A 20,378-nucleotide genomic window follows, 5' to 3' on the forward strand; every position below is an offset into this window, starting at 1 on the left:
CCTGATATTTGGTCCAAATTTCCTGGCTTGAGGCCCATATGGTTCAAACTGGTTCGAAATTCGGTCTTATCTGCGAATCGGTTGTGGCCGGTCCGAATCAGTCATCAGCGGGCTGCCTGCTAGCTGGAAGGCACCGGTGCGTTTTGCTGCACGCGAAACATGTTGATGCGGTCGCGGTCTTCTTCCGGGGTCAGGCTGTAGGCCTCTGCGTAGCGTTTGCGCAATGCTGACGGGCTGGAAAACCCAGACGCCAGAGCAATCTCGCGCAGCGGGCGGTTGGAATACATGACCAACTGGCGCGCCGCATCAAGCCGTTTCTCGCGGTAATAAAGCTTGGGGCTCTTGCCAAGTTGCATCTTGAACAACCTTTCCAGGTGCCGTGGCGAAATGCCGATCTGCTCGCAGATATCGCCCACCGCAATCGGGTCTTCCAGATGGTCATCCATGATCCGCAATGCCTGCCCGACGGGTTCGGGCAGCATATCGGACGCGGCGGTCGAACGAAGCGCGGGCACGCGCTGGCGCACGCCGTCGCCACGCACGAACGGGTGCTGGAACCAGCAGGCTACTTCGGTTGTCACCTCGTCGCCCAAGCGCTGCTGGATCAACCGTAAGGCAAGGTCAAACCCGGCTGCCGCACCGGAAATCGTAACGCGGCGGCGGTCGACCATGATGACATCATCGGTCGTGCGATGGTCGGGGAATTCATCCGCGAAAGCCGCAGCATAACACCAATGCACAGAGGTGACATGCCCGTCCAACAGCCCAGAGCGTGCAAGCGGGAACACACCACCGCTGACGCCGCCCATGATCGCGCCATGGCGCGCGCGGTTGCGCAATGCGCCATAGCCCTTGCGCGGGTCGATGAACGTGCCGGTGGGCGGCGATAGCAAGAACAGGTAATCCAGATGCGCCGCCCCTGCGAGGGCGCAGTTGGGATGGAATGCCACCGCCGCGCTGCTTTCGACAGGGCCACCCTCTTCCGAGATCAGGGTCCATTCAAACGCGCGGGTGTCGGCAATTTCATTGGCCGCGCGCAATGGCTCTATCATAGAGGTCAGGCAGGCCATGGGAAAGCCCGGAAAAATCAGGAAGCCAAGCTGGATATTTTCATTTTCAGTCATACTATGTATACTGCGGGTAAACATTTCGCAGGCTCCTTGATGACCCGATCTCTAGCGGTCATGGACGAATGATTGGCAAAGGGCGATAGATGACGACGACTGTTGAAACCGCTGACATGGCTGGACGGGCCGCGCAGTTGCGTCAGGATCCGCACAGCACCCGCGAAGAACGCGAAAAGGTGCTGGAGGTGGCAATTGGGCGCGAAGTCCGCGCGTTTCGGCGGCAAAAGGGCATCACCGTGGCTGATCTGGCCGAGTTGACGGGCCTGTCCATCGGGATGTTGTCGAAGATAGAGAATGGAAACACCTCTCCGTCGTTGACTACCTTGCAGGCGCTGTCGCATGCGTTGAGCGTGCCGCTCACTGCCTTTTTTCGCGGCTTCGAAGAACATCGCGAAGCCGTCCACACCCCCGCTGGCACCGGGGTAGAAACCGAGCGCGCCGGCACGCGCGCGGGCCATCAATATAACCTGCTTGGGCATATCGGGTCCAATGCCAGCGGCGTTATGGTCGAGCCCTACCTGATTACGCTGACCCACGAGTCCGACATTTTCCCAACCTTCCAGCATGGCGGAATTGAAACGATCTATATGCTGGAAGGGGAATTGCAGTATCGCCATAACGATACACTCTATCACTTGCAGCCTGGTGACACGTTGTTTTTCGACGCAGATGCGCCGCACGGGCCAGAGGTTCTGGACAAGCTTCCGGCCCGTTATCTGTCTATCATCGCCTATCCGCAAAGCACCTGACATTCAGCGGCGCAGCGGTGGCTCTGTGTCCAGATCAGGCCAGATACCGGGTGACGTGGTCTGCCCATCGTCATATTGCGACAGATAATCCAGAATCATCGGGCGATTGTCGATGAATCCTTTATAGGTTGCCAGTTCCTCGGGCAGATCACGGATCACGCGGTGCAAACGGCGGCCCCATTTCGGCACGGTCACGAGGTCTTCCAGCGCGATCAGGTAGCAGCGGATCGGGAAGACCAGCGCGTTAGAGCGCGGCAGGCGAAAGAAGGTCTGCAACTCCACCCGCAAATGCTGCTTGCGGCCCACGTTTTCGGGCGTCAGCATGGTCTTTTGAATGCCCCATTTGTGGTAGTTTTCGGGGCTGGTATCCAGCAACGGGTTGACCGTCATCGTCCAGTTCAACCGCCGCGCGGGGCTGCCTTGCTGCACATTCAGCAGGAATTTCAGCGCGCGTTTGAACACGCCCATTTCATGCGCCATCGGCACCGGCGCGTGCCATTCGAAAAAGTTCATCCCGATGTCGAAATCCAGCGACCAGTCGGCCTGTGTTGTGACCATGCCCGCATCCATCCACAGGTTGTTTTCGCGCTGGTCCAGCACCGCGAAATCGCCTTGGGTCTGGCGGGTAATGTACTCCATCGGTCCATAGGGCAGGCTGGACTCGTCCATGAAGGTAAAGGTGTCATCAATGCCCAGAGGCTTGTTGACCCAGCGCCATGTCGCGCCGTCGCGGTGCAGCTCGAACAGGTCGGGGTAATCCTCGGATTTGCTGACCATGATCAGCTCCAGCAAGTCCCACCCCGCCAGCGTCATATGCGGCAGTGACTGGCAGCGCAGCGGGTCATCCGCCAAGACCTGCGCGCGGTCGCGCATTTCCGAGATGTAATGCTCGTCCACATCGAAGCGCTTTTCGTAGACCGACCCTTCCGGCCCGCCGCGGTGGCGTTCCATGTTGACCGAATACATGTAGCTGTCTTCGTGGAAGGGGAAGGGAAAACGCCGGATTGCCCATTCCGAGTTGCGGAAGGTGTAGTCGTCGCGGAAGGTTTCGTCGTTGAACTGGATCGTCATGGTCCCGTCTCCTTTACCTGTCCAGCACCAGCCGGCTGCCTTCGAACCGGCTGACACAGGGCATGATCTTGCTGCCGTCGCGCTCGTCATCTTCCAGCCAGTGGTCGTTATGTTGCAACGTGCCGTCATGCGCGATCACGCGGGTTTCGCATTGCCCGCAGGCGCCGCCACGGCACAGATAGGGCGCATCGACGCCCTCGCGCTCCATTGCTTCCAGCAGGCTTTCATGTTCGCCGACGGTGATGGTTTTGCCCGTTTGCGCCAGGTCCACCGTGAATGGTTTGCCGGATTGCGGGGCAAGGAATTCTTCGGAATGCACGGCCTCGGGCGGCCAGCCAAGCCGTTCGGCGGTGGCCAGAACCCAGTCGATCATCCCGCGCGGGCCGCAGACATAAACATGCGTGCCCGGCGGCTGACCCGACAGCAGGCGTTCCAGCGGGATTTGCTGGTTCTGGTCGTCCAGATACAGGTTGACCCGTTTGGGATGCGCCGCGCGCAAGTCGTCGGCATAGCTGGCCAGCGCTTGCGACCGGGCGGAATAGTGCAATTCGAACGCGCCGCCCGTGGTCTGCAATTGCTTGATCTGCGCCACAAACGGCGTGATCCCGATGCCGCCCGCGATCATCAGGTGCTTGCGCGCGGTCAGATCCAGCGCGAACAGGTTGACCGGCATGCCCAGCATCAGCTTGTCCCCGACCTGTACCTTGTCATGCAGGAATACGGACCCGCCACGTCCGGCCGCGTCGCGCCGCACGGAAATGGCGTATTGCGTGGGGTCCATCGGGTCCGACATCAGCGAATAGGGGTTCAGGCGGGTCTTGGCACCATCCTGCATTTCAACGACCGTATGCGCCCCGCCGGAAAACGGCGGCAGCGCCTTGCCGCTTGCATGGGCGAATTCGAAGCGCGTGACCAAATCGTTCAGCTTGACCTTGGCCGTGACGATAACGGGCAGCTTTTCCAGACCGGCGCTCATGAATACAGCTCCACCGATGGGGGCACGTTGCCGGGGTCTTCGGCATCTATGCAGACGCCCTGAAACGCGGCCAGCCTGCGCGAGTAATGGTCGCGCACAAACAGGTTCAGCCCGCAATGGCCGCATTGGAACGGGTCGGTCATCACGTCTTCGGTGATGCCCTTGCAATGCACGCATTGCACGCGCCGCGCGACGGACCCGCGATGTTCGGTCTGGATGGCGGATTTCGGAATCCCGATCTGCAGGGCCAGCGCCATGGCCTGCCCGATCAGCCCCTCCGTTCCGGCCAGATAGATCTGCGCACCCATCGGCGCTGCGCTGAAAACCCGGTGCAAGCGCTGCGTGCAGGCGGGGTAGCTGGGCGCGATGTGCAAGATGTCCGGGGCGGCGGCGCGAAGCGGGTCGGTGAACCGCTCGCCCGTGTGCTTAGGTATGTAGATGACATGCGCGCGATGCATCAGCTCCGGGTCGGCCTGTGCGACCGCCAAAAGCGCCTCTGCGCCTTCAGCATCGGCAAGCATGATTTGTGCAGCACCCGCGCGCGGGGCGAGCGCTCCATAGGTCGGGCGGCTGGCAATGGAGGGGGGGAAGTCGAACGTGCTCATCCGGCGTGCATCTCCTGTCTGGCAGGGGGCGCGCGTAGGGCCGCGCGCCCTGTTGGCGGTTTAGCCCTTGGCGGTGCGGCGCTTTTTGTCCGGGTCGTAGAAGGGCATGGAATGGGCCACGCAGGGGATTTCGCCATCCGCGTTCTTGACCACCATGGCCGTGCCATCGACCGCGCAGTCCACCGGCATCCGGGCAATCCCGACATTGTGCTTGTTGAGCGAGGAATACATGCCGATGGTCACAACCCCGACCTGGTTGCCGTCTTTCATCAGCGCGGCACCTTCCTCGGCAGGGGTGGTGCCTTCCAGTTTCACACCGTAAATCTTGAAGCGTTCCTTGCCCTTCAGGCGGTAGTGTTCTTCCGCGCCGCGAAAGCCGGTCTTGCCCTTCGATACGGTGAAATCCAGCCCCAGCTCCCACAGAGTATCGCCGGCCTTTTCATCCTCGAACGGATACTGATCGGAATTGTCATACGGGTAGAACAGCAGGTAGCTTTCAGCGCGCAGCCAGTCGAGCGTGGTGAAGCGCGTCGGGATAATCCCCATCGGGGCGCCGTGTTCGACCAATCCGTCCCAGATTGCCACGGCATCTTGTGCGCGGCAGAAAATCTCGTACCCGCGCTCGCCGGTGTATCCAGTCCGCGAGATCATGACCGGCTTATCCCAAAGCATTGTCTGAACATGAGAGAAATAGGCAAGATCACGAATGCCAGGAACCCCCTGTTTTTCCAGGAAATCCACCGCCATCGGCCCTTGCAATGAAATGTCATGCAGGTTGTCGTCGAAGCGGATATCGACGTCGCGGCCCATGGCTGCCATGGTCAGTTGCTCATGCCCCTGACCCGCGCCATGGACAACCATGTAAGCATTCGGGCCGGTGCGATAGATCACGCAATCGTCGATGAACTTGCCTTCGTCGTTCAACATGGTCGCGTAGGAACTGCGGCCCGGCTTGATCTTGTCGGCGTTGCGCGTGGTTGCGCGGTCGATGACATGAAACGCATGCGGGCCGACGACATGCACTTTTTTCAGGCCTGACACGTCCATGAACCCGGCCTTGGTGCGGATCGCGAGGTACTCTTCTTTCTGATCCTTGTCGTAGCTCCAGGCGGTGCCCATCCCCGACCAGTCCTCTAGGTTCGAACCCATCGCGCGGTGACGGTCTGCCAATGCTGAAAATCGCCAAGATTGCGTCATGTCTGTCTCTCCCATCGTCTGTGTGGCGCATTTTGGTATAAATTGGTTTTGCTTGCCTGCTGGCGGAGCGAGGTGATTGCGCCTTCTAAGTCAAAGCAGACCACACTGAGCCAAAAAATCAACATAAAAAGAAAAATATATTCCTGATAGGCAATAAATCTGTTCTAAATTGGTGCGAGTTGCGCATTCTTGGTGCTAAATTGGTTCTCAATTGGCGCAAGCTCACCGAATCGGGCCAGCGCAAGATCGCCGCGCGTGCGTGCCCAAGTGATCGCTCAGGAATTGGGCAAGGCGGCTTTAGGATATTTCCGCTTAGGAAAAAATAATTCTTATCAGTTGATGGGCGGTTGGATTGCTGCTAGCGTGTGATCAACCCCAAGACCAAGAGGAACAAGCCATGTGCGGGATTGTCGGATTATTCCTGAAGGACAAGTCGCTCGAACCCCAACTGGGTGCGATGCTGACCGATATGCTGATCACCATGACAGATCGCGGCCCCGATAGCGCCGGGATCGCGGTCTATGGCGCGGGTGCGGGTGGTCGCACCAAGATGACCGTGCAATCGGCGCAGGCGGAACAGGACTTTGCCACTCTGGCGGAAGATCTGTCTGCCGCGCTGGGTGTTCAAGTCACGCAACGCGTGGTCGACACACATGCCGTGCTCGACCTGCCTGCTGACCGGGCAGAGGACGCGCGCGCCGCATTGACCGATCTGCGCCCCGGTCTGCGCGTTATGAGCGACGGCGAGCGGATCGAAATCTTCAAGGAAGTGGGCTTGCCCAAGGATGTCGCGTCGCGCTTCAGCCTATCCGCCATGCAGGGCAGCCACGGTATCGGCCATACCCGCATGGCGACCGAATCAGCTGTCACCACGCAAGGCGCGCACCCGTTTTCGACCGGCGCGGACCAGTGTTTGGTGCACAACGGGTCGCTGTCGAATCATAACAGCCTGCGCCGCAAGCTGCGCGCGGCGGGCATGCGTATCGAAAGCCAGAACGACACAGAGGTGGGCGCGGCCTATCTAAGCTGGCGGATGCGCGAAGGCGCAACACTGGGCAAGGCGCTCGAATCCTCTATCGACGATCTGGACGGCTTTTTCACCTTTGTCGTCGGGACCAAGGACGGCTTTGGCGTGGTGCGCGATCCTATCGCTTGCAAGCCTGCCGTTATGGCCGAAACCGACCAATATGTTGCGTTCGGGTCCGAATACCGCGCGTTGGTCAACCTGCCGGGCATCGACGCCGCTCGCGTCTGGGAACCCGAACCCGCAACCGTTTACTTCTGGAGCCACTGAGCCATGCAGACCATAGACCTTGCCACCCAGCCGCTGCGCGAATTGAACGCAACGCTTCAGGCGCAGGCGGAACAGACCAATGCCACGCAATGGGAAGTGCACAATCCGCGCGGCGCGCATGCCATCGCCGTGGGGCTGGACGCCCCGATCGACGTTACCGTGCGCGGATCGACCGGGTATTATTGCGGCGGCATGAACAAGCAGGCGACGATCCATGTCACCGGCTCTGCCGGGCCGGGTGTGGCCGAAAACATGATGTCGGGCACTGTCGTTATCGACGGGGATGCCAGCCAATATGCCGGTGCGACCGGGCGCGGCGGCTTGTTGGTCATCAAGGGCAACGCATCCAGCCGCTGCGGCATTTCGATGAAGGGCATCGACATCGTGGTGCAGGGCAATATCGGCCATATGTCCGCCTTCATGGGGCAGGCGGGTAATCTTGTTGTCTGCGGCGATGCGGGCGATGCGCTGGGCGATTCGCTGTACGAGGCGCGGCTTTTCGTGCGCGGGTCGGTCAAAAGCCTTGGCGCCGATTGCATCGAGAAAGAGATGCGTCCCGAACATCTGGAGATTTTGCGCGATCTTTTGGCGCGCGCGGGAATAGACGCCAAGCCGGAAGAGTTCCGGCGTTACGGCTCTGCCCGAAAGCTCTACAACTTCGATATCGACAATGCTGCGGCCTACTGAGGGGTATGACCATGAAAGACGATGAACGCCGCACACCGCGCACCATGCCGATTCAATCGGCGACTTTCTCGAACCCGATCAACGCCGAAATTCGCAGGGCCGCGGCCACCGGCATTTACGACATTCGCGGCGGCGGTGCGAAACGCCGCGTGCCGCATTTCGATGACCTGCTGTTTCTGGGCGCGTCGGTCAGCCGCTACCCGCTGGAAGGCTACCGCGAGAAATGCGATACCAGTGTCACGCTGGGCACGCGCTTTGCGAAAAAGCCGATCAAGCTGGACATTCCCATCACCATCGCGGGCATGAGCTTTGGGGCTTTGTCCGCGCAGGCCAAGGAAGCCTTGGGGCGCGGCGCGTCGGAAGCGGGCACGTCGACCACCACCGGCGATGGCGGCATGACAGCCGAAGAGCGCGGGCATTCCAAGACATTGGTCTATCAATACTTGCCCTCGCGCTACGGCATGAACCCGGACGATCTGCGCCGCGCCGATGCGATTGAAATCGTCGTGGGCCAAGGGGCGAAACCGGGCGGCGGCGGTATGTTGCTGGGGCAAAAAATCTCCGACCGTGTCGCTGAAATGCGCACTTTGCCCAAAGGGATCGACCAGCGGTCGGCCTGCCGTCACCCGGACTGGACCGGGCCGGACGATCTGGAAATCAAGATACTGGAGTTGCGCGAGATTACTGGCTGGCAAGTGCCGATCTACGTCAAGGTCGGGGGCACGCGCCCCCAGTATGACGTGGCGCTTGCTGTCAAGGCGGGGGCCGATGTGGTGGTGCTGGACGGGATGCAGGGCGGCACGGCGGCAACGCAGGATGTGTTCATTGAAAACGTCGGCCTGCCGACGCTGGCGTGCATCCGCCCTGCCGTGCGCGCGCTTCAGGAACTGGGTGTGCACCGCGAGGTGCAGTTGATCGTCTCTGGCGGTATTCGCACCGGCGCGGATGTCGCCAAGGCTCTGGCGCTGGGGGCTGATGCGGTCAGCATTGGCACGGCGGCCATGATCGCGCTGGGCGACAATGACCCTAAATACGAGTCCGAGTACAACGCGCTGGGCACCACGGCGGGCGCGTATGATGACTGGCACGAGGGCAAAGACCCGGCTGGCATTACCACCCAAGACCCGGAGCTGGCGGCACGGTTGAACCCGGTAGAGGCGGGGCGCCGCCTGCGCAACTACCTGAAGGTGATGACGCTGGAAGCGCAGACCATCGCGCGCGCCTGCGGTCACAACCACCTGCACAATCTGGAACCCGAAGACCTATGCGCGCTCACGATGGAAGCCGCCGCAATGGCGCAAATTCCACTAGCCGGGACGGATTGGTATCCGGGGAAACCGGGCAGCGGTTACTGACAGTTTACTGACGCGGGCTGGCACATGCTGGCCCGCGTTTTTCGATCAAAAAGACCAACAGGGGACAGACGCATGACACTCGATCTGGCACAATTCGCCGCCGACCGCGGCATCAAATATTTCATGATTTCCTTCACCGACCTGTTCGGGGGGCAGCGCGCCAAGCTGGTGCCCGCGCAGGCCATTGCCGATATGCAGGCCGATGGCGCGGGGTTCGCGGGCTTTGCAACCTGGCTGGACATGACGCCTGCTGACCCCGACATGCTGGCCGTGCCGGACCCGGCATCGGTTATTCAACTGCCTTGGAAACCGGAAGTGGCCTGGGTCGCAGGCAATTGCGTGATGGAAGGGCAGGACGTCGCGCAAGCGCCGCGCAACGTGTTGCGCCGGCTGGTGGCAGAAGCCGCCGAGGAAGGGCTGCATGTAAAAACCGGGGTCGAGGCTGAATATTTCCTGCTGACCCCCGAAGGCGATGCCATTTCCGACCCGTTCGATACCGCCGAGAAACCCTGCTACGACCAGCAGGCCGTCATGCGCCGCTATGACGTCGTGCGCGAGGTGTGTGATTACATGCTGGATATGGGCTGGGGTCCGTATCAGAATGACCATGAAGACGCGAACGGCCAGTTTGAAATGAACTGGGAATTCGACGACATCCTGAAAACTGCGGACAAGCACAGCTTTTTCAAATTCATGGTCAAGTCGGTGGCCGAAAAGCACGGGCTCCGCGCGACCTTTATGCCCAAGCCCATCGAGGGCCTGACCGGCAATGGCTGCCATGTGCACATCTCTGTCTGGGACGCGCCGGGCAAGCAGGCCAAGGTCAATGTCTTTGCCGGTGAGGGCGAAGGGCAGACCGGCGAGGTCGGGCTGTCAGAGCGCGGCAAGCATTTCCTTGGCGGGATCATGAAGCACGCAAGCGCGCTTGCGGCCATCACCAACCCCACGGTGAACAGCTACAAGCGGATCAACGCGCCGCGCACCATGTCAGGGGCGACATGGGCGCCCAATTCGGTGACATGGACCGGCAACAACCGCACCCATATGGTGCGTGTTCCGGGGCCGGGCCGGTTTGAATTGCGCCTGCCCGATGGCGCGGCCAACCCGTATCTGTTGCAGGCAGTCATTATTGCGGCGGGTCTGAGCGGCATCCGCACAAAGGCGGACCCCGGCCCGCGCCGCGACATCGACATGTATTCGGAAGGGCACAAGGTCACGGATGCGCCCAAGCTGCCGCTGAACATGCTCGACGCGCTGCGCGCCTATGAAGATGATGCCGCGCTGATGGAGGCGATGGGCATGGAGTTTTCGCGCTCCTACCTGAAACTGAAACACAAGGAATGGAATTCCTTCGTGTCGCATTTCAGCCGCTGGGAAAAGGACAACACGCTTGATATCTGACGCGCAAACCGCGCCCGATCGGGCATATCAAAGGACTTCCGATGAATAGTTTTGCTCTGACCGTCACCTGCGCCAGCACGCGTGGGATTGTCGCTGCCATTGCCGCCTTTCTGGCAGATCATGGCTGCAACATCACCGACTCCTCGCAATTCGACGATATGGAAACCGGCCGTTTTTTCATGCGGGTCAGCTTTGCCAGCGAAGAGGCGGCGACGCTCGACAGTCTGCAAACGGGCTTTGCCGAGATCGGTGCGCGCTTCGGGATGGAATATGCGTTCCATGACGAAGCAGAGCGCATGAAGGTCATCATCATGGTGTCGCGCTTCGGGCATTGCCTGAACGATCTGCTCTATCGATGGCGGATCGGGGCGCTGCCCATCGACATCGTGGCCGTGATCTCTAACCATATGGACTATCAGAAGGTTGTCGTGAACCACGATATTCCATTCCATTGCATTCCCGTGACCAAGGCCAACAAGCCGGATGCAGAGGGCCGCATCATGGAAGTGGTCGAGCAGACCGGCGCGGAGTTGATTGTTCTTGCGCGCTACATGCAGGTTCTGTCCGACGCGATGTGTCAGAAAATGTCGGGCCGGATCATCAATATCCACCACAGCTTCCTGCCCAGCTTCAAAGGGGCCAACCCGTATAAGCAGGCCTACCAGCGCGGGGTGAAGCTGATCGGCGCGACCTCTCATTATGTGACGGCAGATCTGGACGAGGGGCCGATCATTGAACAAGACATCGTGCGCGTGACCCATGCGCAGTCGCCCAGCGATTATGTCAGCCTTGGGCGTGATGTGGAAAGCCAGGTTCTGGCCCGTGCGATCCACGCGCATATCCACCGGCGCGTGTTCCTGAACGGCAACAAGACGGTGGTGTTCCCGGCCTCTCCAGGGTCTTACGCGTCTGAACGCATGGGGTAGGGCGCGGCCGATTGCCGGACGACCATCGTAATCGGCAGGCGCACGCTTTCGCACTCCGGCGTGTCATCGGTCAGCCGCCGCAGAACCATTGCGGCGGCTTCGGCCCCGATACGGGTGGCCGGTATATCCACCGTGGTCAACGCGGGCGACAGATGTGCGGTCACATCAATATTGTCGATCCCGACAAACGACATGGTGTCCGGAACGGAAATGCCGCGGGATTGCGCTTCGAGCATCGCGCCCATCGCGAGCATGTCCATTGCGCCAATAATCGCGGTCGGGCGGGGGGATTGCTCCAGTAATGCAGCGCAGCCGCTTCGCCCGGCCATGACATTGGGGGCCTGCTCTGAAATTTGCGCATCGGGCAATGCCAGCCCCGCCGCATGAATGGCTGTGCGTATGCCGTCCACCCGTGCCGCCTGGCGGTCGTTTATCGCCAGATCGCCGCAGATGACGGCAATGCGCGTATGCCCAAGGTTCAGAAGGTGTTGCGCAGCCATTCCGCCGGCACTGCGATTGTCGACCAGCACGCGGTCAAACCCTTCCCGCCCTTCCCAAAGTTGCACCAGTGGCACTTCGGCGCTGTCGATTTGCGCCCAGGTCGATTGCGGGCGCGCGGCGCCGATCACGACCAGCGCATCCACCCCGTGAGAGATGAGTTGCGCCAAAGCTGTCGCCTCTGCCGCCGGGTCATATTCGTGCGAGGCGATCAGAAGCTGATAGCCGTTGGCCGCGAGCGCCTTTTGCATTTCCTGCAATGTTGCAGAGAAAATCGGGCTGTTGAGCGTGGGTACCGCGACACCGACGGTGTTCGAGCGCCCCGACACCAAAGCCCGCGCTCGCCGGTTGGGCACATAGCCCATGCTGGCCGCAACCGTGCGGACACGCTCCAGTGTCTCGGGTTGAACAAGGCCCGGCTTGGACAGCGCGCGCGACACTGTGGCGATAGACGTATCGCAGGCGGCGGCAATGTCGATCAGTGTGGGTTTGGATCTTTTCGTCATGTTTTCGTCTTGAAATGTAAAATTTACATAGCATGACCGCGGGCGCGGGCCAAAGATTTTATCTAAACTATATAGAAATTGTTTGACTCGATTCGCTCCGTATGTAAGCGTTTACAGGAAGCGGAAACGGCACGCGGCAAGCATGAGGGAGGTCATCATGCCACGATGGGAGAATCTGGCTTTGCTGGCGTCCTTGGCGCTGTTTTCAGGCTATTTCGGGCATGTGATTTATGCGGCCAGCACGCGCAGCCCGATTATCAGTATTCAGCAAGAGGCGATTTTGCTGGGCATTGCGGTGATTACTTTCGCCGCAGGCAGCCTTGGGCGCGAAGCGCGCGAGCGCAATAAAAACTGACCAACATCTAGGGAGGAGACAGGTCATGACGGATAAGACGACACATACGGAATTGCAAAGCGCGGAGCGGCGCAATTTCCTGAAACTCGCCTCGACCGGCGGGTTCACAGCGGCGTTGGTCGCGGGCGCTGCGGGCACTTTGTGGTCGTCCGAGGCAGCCGCGCAAACAGCCGCCGAAGAGCGTGAGCGCCAAGAGGCCGCAGAGCATATCATGACCGTCGCGACAGCCTATGTTCTAGGTGCGACACGCAGCTATCCGATCATGCAGCTTGACCTAAAGGAGAACATCCAGAACGCCACCAACGGCAAAGTCTATGTGCGTCTGGCGCCCGGTGGTCAGCTTGGGTCCGGCGGTGAGCTGGTCAGCGGCGTGCAGAATGGCGCCATCCAGTGCGCGCAGCATTCGCTGTCGAACTTCGCGCCTTTCGCGCCGACTGTGGACCTTATCAACCTGCCTTACCTGTGCGGGTCGAACCAGCGTTTCGTAAACCTTGTCAATTCCGACACATGGATCAACCGCGTTCACCCCAAGGTCGAAGAGCGTGGGTTCAAGCCTCTGTTCTACATCGTCATCGACCCGCGCGTGATCGCGCTGCGTCGTGGCATTGAAAACCCGGTTCTGGTGCCGTCTGATCTGCAAGGCGTGAAATTCCGCGTCCCCGGCTCGCAGATGTTGCAGCAATATTACTCGATGGCGGGTGCGAACCCTACGCCGGTCGCTTGGGGCGAAACCCCGTCCGCGATTACGCAAGGTGTGGCCGATGGCCTTGACCCGTCGGTCGGCGCGCTCAACGTGTTCGGCTTCCGCGACATCCTCAGCCATGTCACATTCAACCAGCCGGTGCCCGACAGCCAAGTCTATTCCATGAACCTCGAATGGTTCAATTCCATGCCGTCGGATGTGCAGGAAGGGATCGAAGAGGCCGGCCGCATCACCATGATGCAGAACCTTGCCAAGGTGCCTTCGGCGCGCAACTACGCGATGGCCGAAATGCGCAAAGCCGGTGTGCAGTTCCACAGCCTGAGCGAAGAGCAGCTCAACGAATGGCGCGAAACCGTGGGCTACCAGCGCAGCGAGTGGGACAACTTCAAGACCGAACTTGCAGGCGATATGGACAGCTTCAACGCGCTTGCCGAAGCCGCTGATACCTATGCCGGTATTCCGGTGCACGACGCCTAAGCCCAGATCGCCGCCGGGCCAAACGGTCCGGCGGCGCATTTTACCCGACCAGTCACCGAACCAAAGGGGGCGGCCATGCTGAGCGCATTGGACCGCAATGCCGAACGCTGGGCATTGCTTGTTTTCTACATCCTGCTCGTCACCACTATGGTGGTCGAAGTGATCCGCCGCGAGGTTCTGGCCTATTCGTCCATCTGGGGCGAGGAACTGGTGCGCTACTCTTTCATCTACCTTGTCTGGATCGGCGCATCCGCCGCCATCAAGGACCGGGCCCATATCCGCATTGACGTGATCTTTCACGCGCTGCCGCATCGCGGGCAAACGCTGCTTTACCTGCTGGGCGACCTGATCATGCTGGGGGTCGCGGTGGCCGTTGTCATCTGGTCATGGCACGCGGTCGAAACATCCATGCGGTTCGGCTCTGTCAGCCACGGTTTGCGTGTGTCGATGGTGTATTTCCTGCTGGCGGTGCCGATCGGGTTTACCATGGTCAGTGCGCGGCTGGTGCAATCCATCTGGCGCGACATCGGCAGCCTAAGACGCGACGAACCGCCATTCACCGGCGAAAAACTGTTCGACTGAGGGGGCCGCAATGCTGTGGACACTGGAACAATTCACGGTCGAACTGGGCTGGGATTTTTACCTGCCGCTGATCGGCTTTTTCGTTTTGATCGCGTTGGGCGTGCCGATCTGGGCCTGCATCGGCGTGGCGTCGATTGGCATTCTGGTCATGTCGCAAGCCCTGCCTGTCGGCATTGTTGGCGAAACGCTGTTCGGCGGCATCGACCATTTCGCGCTGACGGCGGTGCCGCTGTTCATCCTGACGGGTGACGTTCTGGTCCGCACCGGCCTGTCTCGCAAGTTTCTGGACGTGGCCGATGCGCTGACCTGCTGGGCGCGGGGCGGCTTCGGGTCCGCGACCGTGCTTGTGTGCGGCATGTTCTCTGCCATCTCGGGCTCTGACGCCGCGGGCGCTGCCGCCGTTGGCCGCATGACCATCGACCGGCTGGTCGAAGCGGGTTACGCCCGCCCCTATGCCTGCGCGCTGGTTGCGGCGGGCGCGTGCACCGGCATTCTGATTCCGCCGTCCATCGCCTATATCGTGATCGGCTTGGTGCTGGGCATATCCGCCAGCACCCTGTTCAAGGCGGCTGTGATTCCGGGGGTTCTGATCCTTGGCTCCATCCTTGTCACCAACATCATTGTCAGCCGCAAGATGGCCAAGGCCGAAGGGCAGTTGATGAGCTTTGGCGAATGGGCCGCGAATTTAGGCCGCGTTCTGGCCAAGGGCTGGTATGCCTTCATGATCCCCGGCATCATCTTCTGGGGGATATTCTCTGGCCGTTTGACACCGACAGAGGCGGGTGCGGCCGCCGTGACCGTCACCATTCTGATGGGGTTCCTGCTGGGCACGCTGAAGATTTCAGATTTCCCGTCGATGATGATCTCATCCGCCAAGGTCAACGGAGTCATCCTGCCCATCGTCGCATTTTCGCTGCCGCTGTCGCAGGCCATGGCTATCATCGGCGTGCCGCAAGGCTTTGTTTACGCCATGACAACGGTGTCCGACAATCCGGCCATCATCATCCTGCTGATGATCGCGATCCTGATCATCGCGGGCTGCGTGATGGAAACCACGCCGAACATCGTGATCCTGGCGCCGCTGATGTTCCCGCTGGCGCAGGAAATCGGGATGAACGATGTGCAGTTCTGCATCATGATGATCACCACGCTGGGGGTGGGGTTCATTACTCCGCCCTTGGGGTTGAACCTGTTCGTGGTGTCGGGGCTGACGGGCGAATCCATCCTGAAAATCGCCCACCGCGCCATTCCCTTCATGCTGCTGATGCTGATCGTCGTGCTGATGATTGCCTTCATCCCCGCGATTTCGACCACATTTTTGCCGCCGCTCATGCGTTGAGCGTGGCTGACCAACCCAAGAAAACAAAGGAAAGCAGATGGCAACGACCTATCTGAAAAAAGCGGAAAAAACGCCGGAAACCAACTCGGCAGAAGCGCAGCGCGTGGTCAACGACATGCTGGCCCGGATCGAGGCCGAGGGCGAAGAGGCGGTCAAACACTACGCCAAAGCACTGGACAAGTGGGACGGCGCGATCCTTGTCACCCGCGAGGAAATGGACGCCCGCGCCGAGGAAGTGCCCGATCAGGTGAAAGAGGACATCGCCTTTGCGGTCGAGCAGGTGCGCACCTTTGCGGTGGCGCAGCGCGACTCGGTCAAGGATTTTGAGATGACCATGCCGTCGGGCCTGACGGCGGGGCAGAAATGGGTGCCGTGCAATGTCGCGGGCTGCTACGTGCCAACCGGGCGCTACGCGCATATCGCGTCGGCCTGCATGTCGGTAGCGACCGCCAAGGCGGCGGGCGTGGAAACGGTCATCGCCTGTTCCACGCCGTTTCGTGGCGGGGCCATGCACCCATACGTTCTCTATGCAATGCGCGAAGCGGGCGCCGATGTGGTCATGACACTGGGCGGCGTGCAGGCGATTGCCGCCATGGCCTATGGACTGTTCACCGGCAAGCCCGCCGATGTGATCGTCGGACCCGGCAACAAATTCGTGGCCGAAGCCAAGCGCACGCTGTTCGGCAAGGTCGGCATTGACGTGTTCGCCGGGCCTTCTGAGATCGGGATCATCGCGGACACCTCGGCAGACCCCGAAATCGTCGCGGTCGATCTGGTCGGGCAGGCTGAACACGGCCACGAAAGCCCTGCGTGGCTGTTCACCGATGACCGCGCATTGGCCGAAGCCGTGATCGCGCGCGTGCCCGAACTGATTGCAACGCTTCCAGAACCCGCGCGCGAAGCCGCCGACGCCGCATGGCGCGACTATGGCGAGGTTATCCTGTGCGACACGCGGGCCGAAATCGTCGAGGTGTCGGATGTCTACGCCTCCGAGCATCTGGAGCTGCATTGCGCCGACCTGGATTGGTGGATGACGAACTTGACCAATTACGGCAGCTTGTTCGTGGGTGAGGAAACGACCGTCGCTTACGGCGACAAATGCTCCGGCCCGAACCACATCCTGCCCACGAAATACGCGGCCAAATATTCGGCGGGGCTGTCGGTGCACAAGTTCCTTAAACCCCTGACATGGCAGCAGGCGACCCGCGACGCGAGCAAGGAATTGGGCATCCGCACCGCCCGCATTTCGCGGCTGGAGGGGATGGAGGCGCATGCCCGCACCGCTGACGCGCGCTTGGCAAAGTATTACCCCGGCCATAATTTCGACCTTGGTGCGCCGGTTGAGTCCGTCTGATGCGACTGGCGCATTTGTTCGACCTCACTGGTCGGCGCGCGCTGGTCACGGGGGGCAATTCGGGCATCGGTCTGGCCATGGCGCGCGCGCTGGGGCTGGCCGGGGCGTCTGTCGCCCTCGCTGCCCGCGCGCCCGACAAGCTGGACGCGGCGGTGGCAGAGCTTGCGGCGGATGAGATCGACGCCAGCGCCCACCCGACCGGTCTGGCTGACCCTGCCGCGCTGAAAGAGCTAGCGCAAGCGGTGGGCGACGTGGACATCCTCGTCAATGCTGCCGGTGTCAACCTGCGCGAACCTTACGCGCAGGTCACGGCAGAGGCGTTCGACCTGCACATGGCCTTGCACCTGCGCGCGCCCTTTCTGTTGGTGCAGCATCTGGCACCGGGCATGGCGGCGCGCTCATGGGGGCGGGTGCTGAACATCGCCTCGCTGCAATCGGTGCGCGCGTTTGCCAATTCCGCGCCTTACGGGGCAGCCAAGGGGGGTGTTGTGCAACTGACCCGCGCCATGGCGGAAGAGTTCTCGCCCCAGGGCATCACCTGTAACGCCATCGCGCCGGGCTTCTTCCCCACGCCGCTAACTGCGCCGGTTTTTGGCAACCCGGACCTTGCCGCCGCCAATGCCGCGCGCACCGCGATCGGTCGCAATGGCGAATTGGAAGATCTGCACGGCGCCACCGTGTTCCTGTGCTCCGACGCGTCGGGCTACATCACCGGGCAGACGCTTTTCGTCGATGGCGGTTTTACTGCGAAATAAGGACAGACCATGCGCGCGCTAGTTTACACCGGGCCGAACCAGATGGAACTGGCAGACCTGCCTGTACCCGTGCCAACCAATGACGATGTTCTGGTCGCCGTTCATGCCGTGGGTATCTGCGGGTCCGACATGCACGCCTATCACGGGCATGATGATCGCCGCCCCGCGCCCTTGGTGCTGGGTCATGAGGCGGCGGGCATTGTCGCGGACGGCCCGCGCAAGGGGCAGGCGGTGGCGATCAACCCGCTTGTGGTGGACCCTGATTGCCCTGCCGCAAAGGCGGGCCGCCCGCATCTGTCGCCCACGCGCGCGATTATTTCCATGCCGCCGCGTCCGGGGGCCTTTGCCGAATATGTAACCATTCCAGAGCGGAACCTGTTGCCGATCCCCGAGGGGCTGTCGATGCGCGATGCGGCTTTGGCCGAACCCGTGGCCGTGTCTTGGCACGCGGTGCGCATCGGGTTGGAACGTTTGGGCCAAGCGGCGCCGCGCGTGCTTGTGCAGGGCGCGGGGGCAATAGGCGTCGCCGCCGCCTTGGTCGCGCGCCATATGGGGGCAGCCAGCATTCACGTGGCCGAACCTCATTTCGGTCGGCGGGCCACCCTTGCCCCGGAAGCTGGGATAGCGACCTTTGACCCGACCACCCACGACCCCGGCGCGGATGCGTTTGATCTTGTGATCGACGCGGTGGGTGCCGCGGCCACTCGCGCCGATGCCTCGCGTCTGGTTCGGCCCGGTGGGGTAATCGTGCATGTGGGGCTTTTGCCGGGGCAAGACGGCTACGACATTCGCCGCATCACGTTGCAGGAAATCTGCGTCACCGGATCATATTGCTACACGCCACACGATTTTGCCGATGCTCTTGCCGCGCTTGCGGCAGGGGCATTGGGCGGCTTGGGCTGGGTGGAATCCCGCATGCTGGACGACGGTGCCCAAGCCTTTGCCGATCTGGACGCTGGGCGCGTGGATGCCGCCAAGATCGTGTTGCATGTCGTTTGACGCGAACGGGGCCTAGGCTCGCTTGGCCCTTTGCATGGCCCGTTCCAGCCCATCCAGAAACCGCGAACGGTCGGCCTTGGCAAAACTGCGTCCGCGCCCTTGATGGAACGGGTCTGCAGCGCGGACATCGGCCATCAGGTCACGCGTGGCCAGAACGCTGCCGATATTGGCCTCTGACAACTCCGACCCATCGTGGCGCAAGACCTGCGCGCCCGAGGCCACGCATTTCGCAGCCAGGGGAATATCGCTGGTCACGACCACGTCGCGCGGTCCGGCGCGCTCTGCGATCCACTTGTCGGCCTCATCCGCGCCCGCGCTGACAATCACGGTGTCGACCATCGGGTTCTGCGACGGGCGTATGCCCCCATTCGACACGATCACCATCCGCACGCGGTGCCGGGTGCCGACGCGTTCAACCTCTGCCTTGACCGGGCAAGCATCGGCATCGACATAGATGACGGGTTCAGAGCTCGGCATGGTAATGCACGGCGCCGGTGTTGATATAGGAAATCCGCAGTTCCAGCGGCGCGCCGTTGTAGTCCACGGCCACGCGGTGCACGCGCAGCAACGGCGTGCCCGGTGTGCAGCCAAGTTCGCGCGCGCATCCGTCTTCGGCCGCACTTGCCGTGACGTGCTCCAACGCGCGGTAAACACTGGCCCCGAAATCTGTCTGATAAAGCTGATAGAGCGTGTTGGGCAATGGGTCGGGAAGCGTCAGCAGGCTACCGAACCGCGCGGCATCCAGAAGGATTTCTTCGTAGATCAGCGGAACGCCGTCGCCGTCGCGCACGCGTGTGATGCAGATCACCTCTGCTCCTACGCTCAGGCCAAGCGCAGTGGCTTCGGCAGGGGTCGCTGCACGAAATGCGCGGTCCAAAACCCTGCTTTCAGGGTGAAATGTGGTGCCATCGGCGCGGCGCAGGTTGAAGAAGCGAAACAGCACCGCGTCGCTGTCATGGCTGGAGACAACAGTGCCCTTGCCCTGCCGTCGCAGCACCAACCCTTCGGCGGCCATGTCCAGCAAAGCCTTGCGCAATGTGCCCACTGCGACGCCGTATTCTTCAGCCAGCCGGGTTTCGGATGGCAGGAAGGTGCCCGGCGACCACTCACCGGATTCGATGCGCGCCAACATCAAGTCGCGCAACTGCTGGTGGAGCGGTTGAGAAACTGGGCGCAGGGACATGGACACCTCCGGACGAAACGATTTCATGTATACTTCTTCTACTCCAAAACCCGAAAGTTCTCGTGTGTTATGACGCGGAAGTTATCTGACACCTTGTCGCGGAATTTCTTCCATTCCTGCGGGATGGTCTCACGCATGAATGCAAGGATGGCGTCGGCGAATTGCTTCTGACTTCGGTAGTAGCGATTGTGGGTGACATAATGGTGCAAGACCGCCCAAAGACGTTCAATTGGATTGAG

At 61.2% G+C, this 20,378-nt stretch carries 21 protein-coding genes and 1 pseudogene; 13 read left to right on the plus strand and 9 right to left on the minus strand.

The genetic code is table 11. The features are described from left to right. Positions 1-119: 119 nt before the first annotated feature. Complete coding sequence (locus tag ROE7235_RS12305; RefSeq protein WP_121095824.1) at positions 120-1,124, minus strand: GlxA family transcriptional regulator; 1,005 nt, start codon at positions 1,122-1,124, stop codon at positions 120-122. Positions 1,125-1,213: 89 nt separating this feature from the next. Here ROE7235_RS12305 and ROE7235_RS12310 point away from each other — a divergent pair, with 89 nt between their 5' ends. After that, positions 1,214-1,876, plus strand: a complete 663-nt coding sequence (locus tag ROE7235_RS12310) for a helix-turn-helix domain-containing protein (RefSeq protein ID WP_245963956.1) — start codon at positions 1,214-1,216, stop codon at positions 1,874-1,876. A 3-nt stretch (positions 1,877-1,879) separates the two neighbouring features. Here the strand turns inward: ROE7235_RS12310 and ROE7235_RS12315 are convergent, their stop codons facing one another. From ROE7235_RS12315 to ROE7235_RS12330, 4 genes are read right to left on the minus strand one after another with little or no spacing between them, the layout of a single operon-like run. After that, positions 1,880-2,947 (minus strand): heme-dependent oxidative N-demethylase family protein, encoded by a 1,068-nt coding sequence (locus tag ROE7235_RS12315; RefSeq protein WP_121095825.1) that lies wholly within the window; start codon positions 2,945-2,947, stop codon positions 1,880-1,882. 13 nt (positions 2,948-2,960) lie between these two features. Next, a complete protein-coding gene (locus ROE7235_RS12320; protein ID WP_121095826.1) occupies positions 2,961-3,923 on the minus strand; it encodes a PDR/VanB family oxidoreductase in 963 nt (320 codons plus the stop codon). Next, positions 3,920-4,528, minus strand: coding sequence for a dimethylamine monooxygenase subunit DmmA family protein (locus ROE7235_RS12325; RefSeq protein ID WP_121095827.1), 609 nt, complete (start codon positions 4,526-4,528; stop codon positions 3,920-3,922). Before ROE7235_RS12325 ends, ROE7235_RS12320 begins: the two co-directional genes overlap by 4 nt. Before the next feature lie 60 nt (positions 4,529-4,588). Further along, positions 4,589-5,725 (minus strand): aminomethyl transferase family protein, encoded by a 1,137-nt coding sequence (locus tag ROE7235_RS12330; protein WP_121095849.1) that lies wholly within the window; start codon positions 5,723-5,725, stop codon positions 4,589-4,591. Positions 5,726-6,122: 397 nt separating this feature from the next. Here ROE7235_RS12330 and ROE7235_RS12335 point away from each other — a divergent pair, with 397 nt between their 5' ends. The 5 genes from ROE7235_RS12335 (at position 6,123) to purU (ending at position 11,388) form a co-directional block, all read left to right on the plus strand. Next, positions 6,123-7,019 carry a class II glutamine amidotransferase gene (locus tag ROE7235_RS12335; protein ID WP_121095828.1) on the plus strand — a complete coding sequence of 299 codons (897 nt, stop codon included), beginning with the start codon at positions 6,123-6,125 and terminating at the stop codon, positions 7,017-7,019. Positions 7,020-7,022: 3 nt separating this feature from the next. Further along, positions 7,023-7,706, plus strand: a complete 684-nt coding sequence (locus tag ROE7235_RS12340) for a GltB/FmdC/FwdC-like GXGXG domain-containing protein (protein ID WP_121095829.1) — start codon at positions 7,023-7,025, stop codon at positions 7,704-7,706. An 11-nt stretch (positions 7,707-7,717) separates the two neighbouring features. Next, positions 7,718-9,061, plus strand: coding sequence for an FMN-binding glutamate synthase family protein (locus ROE7235_RS12345; protein ID WP_121095850.1), 1,344 nt, complete (start codon positions 7,718-7,720; stop codon positions 9,059-9,061). A 72-nt stretch (positions 9,062-9,133) separates the two neighbouring features. Next, positions 9,134-10,462 (plus strand): type III glutamate--ammonia ligase, encoded by a 1,329-nt coding sequence (gene glnT / locus ROE7235_RS12350; protein WP_121095830.1) that lies wholly within the window; start codon positions 9,134-9,136, stop codon positions 10,460-10,462. Between the two features lie 41 nt (positions 10,463-10,503). Continuing rightward, positions 10,504-11,388: a formyltetrahydrofolate deformylase gene (gene purU / locus ROE7235_RS12355; RefSeq protein WP_121095831.1), complete on the plus strand. Its 885-nt coding sequence runs from the start codon at positions 10,504-10,506 to the stop codon at positions 11,386-11,388. Here the strand turns inward: purU and ROE7235_RS12360 are convergent. Beyond that, on the minus strand, positions 11,364-12,392 hold the full coding sequence (locus ROE7235_RS12360) for a LacI family DNA-binding transcriptional regulator (protein WP_121095832.1): 1,029 nt from the start codon (positions 12,390-12,392) through the stop codon (positions 11,364-11,366). The two genes, purU and ROE7235_RS12360, sit on opposite strands and share 25 nt — an antisense overlap. A 157-nt stretch (positions 12,393-12,549) precedes the next feature. On the opposite strand from ROE7235_RS12360, the gene ROE7235_RS12365 reads away from it, so the two are divergent. From ROE7235_RS12365 to ROE7235_RS12395, 7 genes are all read left to right on the plus strand, one after another. Beyond that, the gene (locus ROE7235_RS12365) at positions 12,550-12,747 is read left to right on the plus strand and encodes a hypothetical protein (RefSeq protein WP_147434209.1); all 198 of its coding nucleotides are present in this window, start codon (positions 12,550-12,552) and stop codon (positions 12,745-12,747) included. A 25-nt stretch (positions 12,748-12,772) separates the two neighbouring features. Beyond that, entirely contained in the window at positions 12,773-13,927 is a 1,155-nt protein-coding gene (locus ROE7235_RS12370) for a TRAP transporter substrate-binding protein (protein WP_121095834.1), read from the plus strand. Positions 13,928-14,002: 75 nt separating this feature from the next. Next, positions 14,003-14,509, plus strand: a complete 507-nt coding sequence (locus tag ROE7235_RS12375) for a TRAP transporter small permease (protein ID WP_121095835.1) — start codon at positions 14,003-14,005, stop codon at positions 14,507-14,509. Positions 14,510-14,519: 10 nt separating this feature from the next. Next, complete coding sequence (locus ROE7235_RS12380) at positions 14,520-15,848, plus strand: TRAP transporter large permease (RefSeq protein WP_121095836.1); 1,329 nt, start codon at positions 14,520-14,522, stop codon at positions 15,846-15,848. Between the two features lie 37 nt (positions 15,849-15,885). Further along, positions 15,886-17,202, plus strand: a complete 1,317-nt coding sequence (gene hisD, locus ROE7235_RS12385; protein ID WP_121095837.1) for a histidinol dehydrogenase — start codon at positions 15,886-15,888, stop codon at positions 17,200-17,202. Beyond that, positions 17,202-17,957 (plus strand): SDR family NAD(P)-dependent oxidoreductase, encoded by a 756-nt coding sequence (locus ROE7235_RS12390; RefSeq protein ID WP_121095838.1) that lies wholly within the window; start codon positions 17,202-17,204, stop codon positions 17,955-17,957. The genes hisD and ROE7235_RS12390 overlap by 1 nt, the downstream gene beginning before the upstream one ends. Positions 17,958-17,966: 9 nt before the next feature. Next, a complete protein-coding gene (locus ROE7235_RS12395) occupies positions 17,967-18,956 on the plus strand; it encodes a zinc-dependent alcohol dehydrogenase (protein ID WP_121095839.1) in 990 nt (329 codons plus the stop codon). Positions 18,957-18,968: 12 nt separating this feature from the next. On the opposite strand, the gene ROE7235_RS12400 is transcribed toward ROE7235_RS12395, so the two are convergent. The 3 genes and pseudogenes from ROE7235_RS12400 to ROE7235_RS12410 all read right to left on the minus strand — a co-directional run. After that, a complete protein-coding gene (locus ROE7235_RS12400) occupies positions 18,969-19,433 on the minus strand; it encodes a YaiI/YqxD family protein (protein WP_121095840.1) in 465 nt (154 codons plus the stop codon). Continuing rightward, on the minus strand, positions 19,420-20,166 hold the full coding sequence (locus ROE7235_RS12405) for a GntR family transcriptional regulator (protein ID WP_121095841.1): 747 nt from the start codon (positions 20,164-20,166) through the stop codon (positions 19,420-19,422). The genes ROE7235_RS12400 and ROE7235_RS12405 overlap by 14 nt, the downstream gene beginning before the upstream one ends. A gap of 11 nt (positions 20,167-20,177) precedes the next feature. Beyond that, positions 20,178-20,378: pseudogene (locus ROE7235_RS12410) on the minus strand (IS630 family transposase); the annotation flags it as partial.

The sequence above is a fragment of the Roseinatronobacter ekhonensis genome (genome assembly GCF_900499075.1).
Classification (GTDB): Bacteria; Pseudomonadota; Alphaproteobacteria; order Rhodobacterales; family Rhodobacteraceae; genus Roseinatronobacter; species Roseinatronobacter ekhonensis.

Coding starts and splice junctions, on each gene's coding strand:
- ROE7235_RS12305 (WP_121095824.1), bottom strand. CDS start 1,124: ATGACTGAAAATGAAAATATCCAGCTTGGCTTCCTGATTTTTCCGGGC.
- purU (WP_121095831.1), top strand. CDS start 10,504: ATGAATAGTTTTGCTCTGACCGTCACCTGCGCCAGCACGCGTGGGATT.
- ROE7235_RS12395 (WP_121095839.1), top strand. CDS start 17,967: ATGCGCGCGCTAGTTTACACCGGGCCGAACCAGATGGAACTGGCAGAC.
- ROE7235_RS12365 (WP_147434209.1), top strand. CDS start 12,550: ATGCCACGATGGGAGAATCTGGCTTTGCTGGCGTCCTTGGCGCTGTTT.
- ROE7235_RS12310 (WP_245963956.1), top strand. CDS start 1,214: ATGACGACGACTGTTGAAACCGCTGACATGGCTGGACGGGCCGCGCAG.
- ROE7235_RS12390 (WP_121095838.1), top strand. CDS start 17,202: ATGCGACTGGCGCATTTGTTCGACCTCACTGGTCGGCGCGCGCTGGTC.
- hisD (WP_121095837.1), top strand. CDS start 15,886: ATGGCAACGACCTATCTGAAAAAAGCGGAAAAAACGCCGGAAACCAAC.
- ROE7235_RS12325 (WP_121095827.1), bottom strand. CDS start 4,528: ATGAGCACGTTCGACTTCCCCCCCTCCATTGCCAGCCGCCCGACCTAT.
- glnT (WP_121095830.1), top strand. CDS start 9,134: ATGACACTCGATCTGGCACAATTCGCCGCCGACCGCGGCATCAAATAT.
- ROE7235_RS12370 (WP_121095834.1), top strand. CDS start 12,773: ATGACGGATAAGACGACACATACGGAATTGCAAAGCGCGGAGCGGCGC.
- ROE7235_RS12340 (WP_121095829.1), top strand. CDS start 7,023: ATGCAGACCATAGACCTTGCCACCCAGCCGCTGCGCGAATTGAACGCA.
- ROE7235_RS12360 (WP_121095832.1), bottom strand. CDS start 12,392: ATGACGAAAAGATCCAAACCCACACTGATCGACATTGCCGCCGCCTGC.
- ROE7235_RS12375 (WP_121095835.1), top strand. CDS start 14,003: ATGCTGAGCGCATTGGACCGCAATGCCGAACGCTGGGCATTGCTTGTT.
- ROE7235_RS12330 (WP_121095849.1), bottom strand. CDS start 5,725: ATGACGCAATCTTGGCGATTTTCAGCATTGGCAGACCGTCACCGCGCG.
- ROE7235_RS12335 (WP_121095828.1), top strand. CDS start 6,123: ATGTGCGGGATTGTCGGATTATTCCTGAAGGACAAGTCGCTCGAACCC.
- ROE7235_RS12380 (WP_121095836.1), top strand. CDS start 14,520: ATGCTGTGGACACTGGAACAATTCACGGTCGAACTGGGCTGGGATTTT.
- ROE7235_RS12315 (WP_121095825.1), bottom strand. CDS start 2,947: ATGACGATCCAGTTCAACGACGAAACCTTCCGCGACGACTACACCTTC.
- ROE7235_RS12345 (WP_121095850.1), top strand. CDS start 7,718: ATGAAAGACGATGAACGCCGCACACCGCGCACCATGCCGATTCAATCG.
- ROE7235_RS12320 (WP_121095826.1), bottom strand. CDS start 3,923: ATGAGCGCCGGTCTGGAAAAGCTGCCCGTTATCGTCACGGCCAAGGTC.
- ROE7235_RS12405 (WP_121095841.1), bottom strand. CDS start 20,166: ATGAAATCGTTTCGTCCGGAGGTGTCCATGTCCCTGCGCCCAGTTTCT.
- ROE7235_RS12400 (WP_121095840.1), bottom strand. CDS start 19,433: ATGCCGAGCTCTGAACCCGTCATCTATGTCGATGCCGATGCTTGCCCG.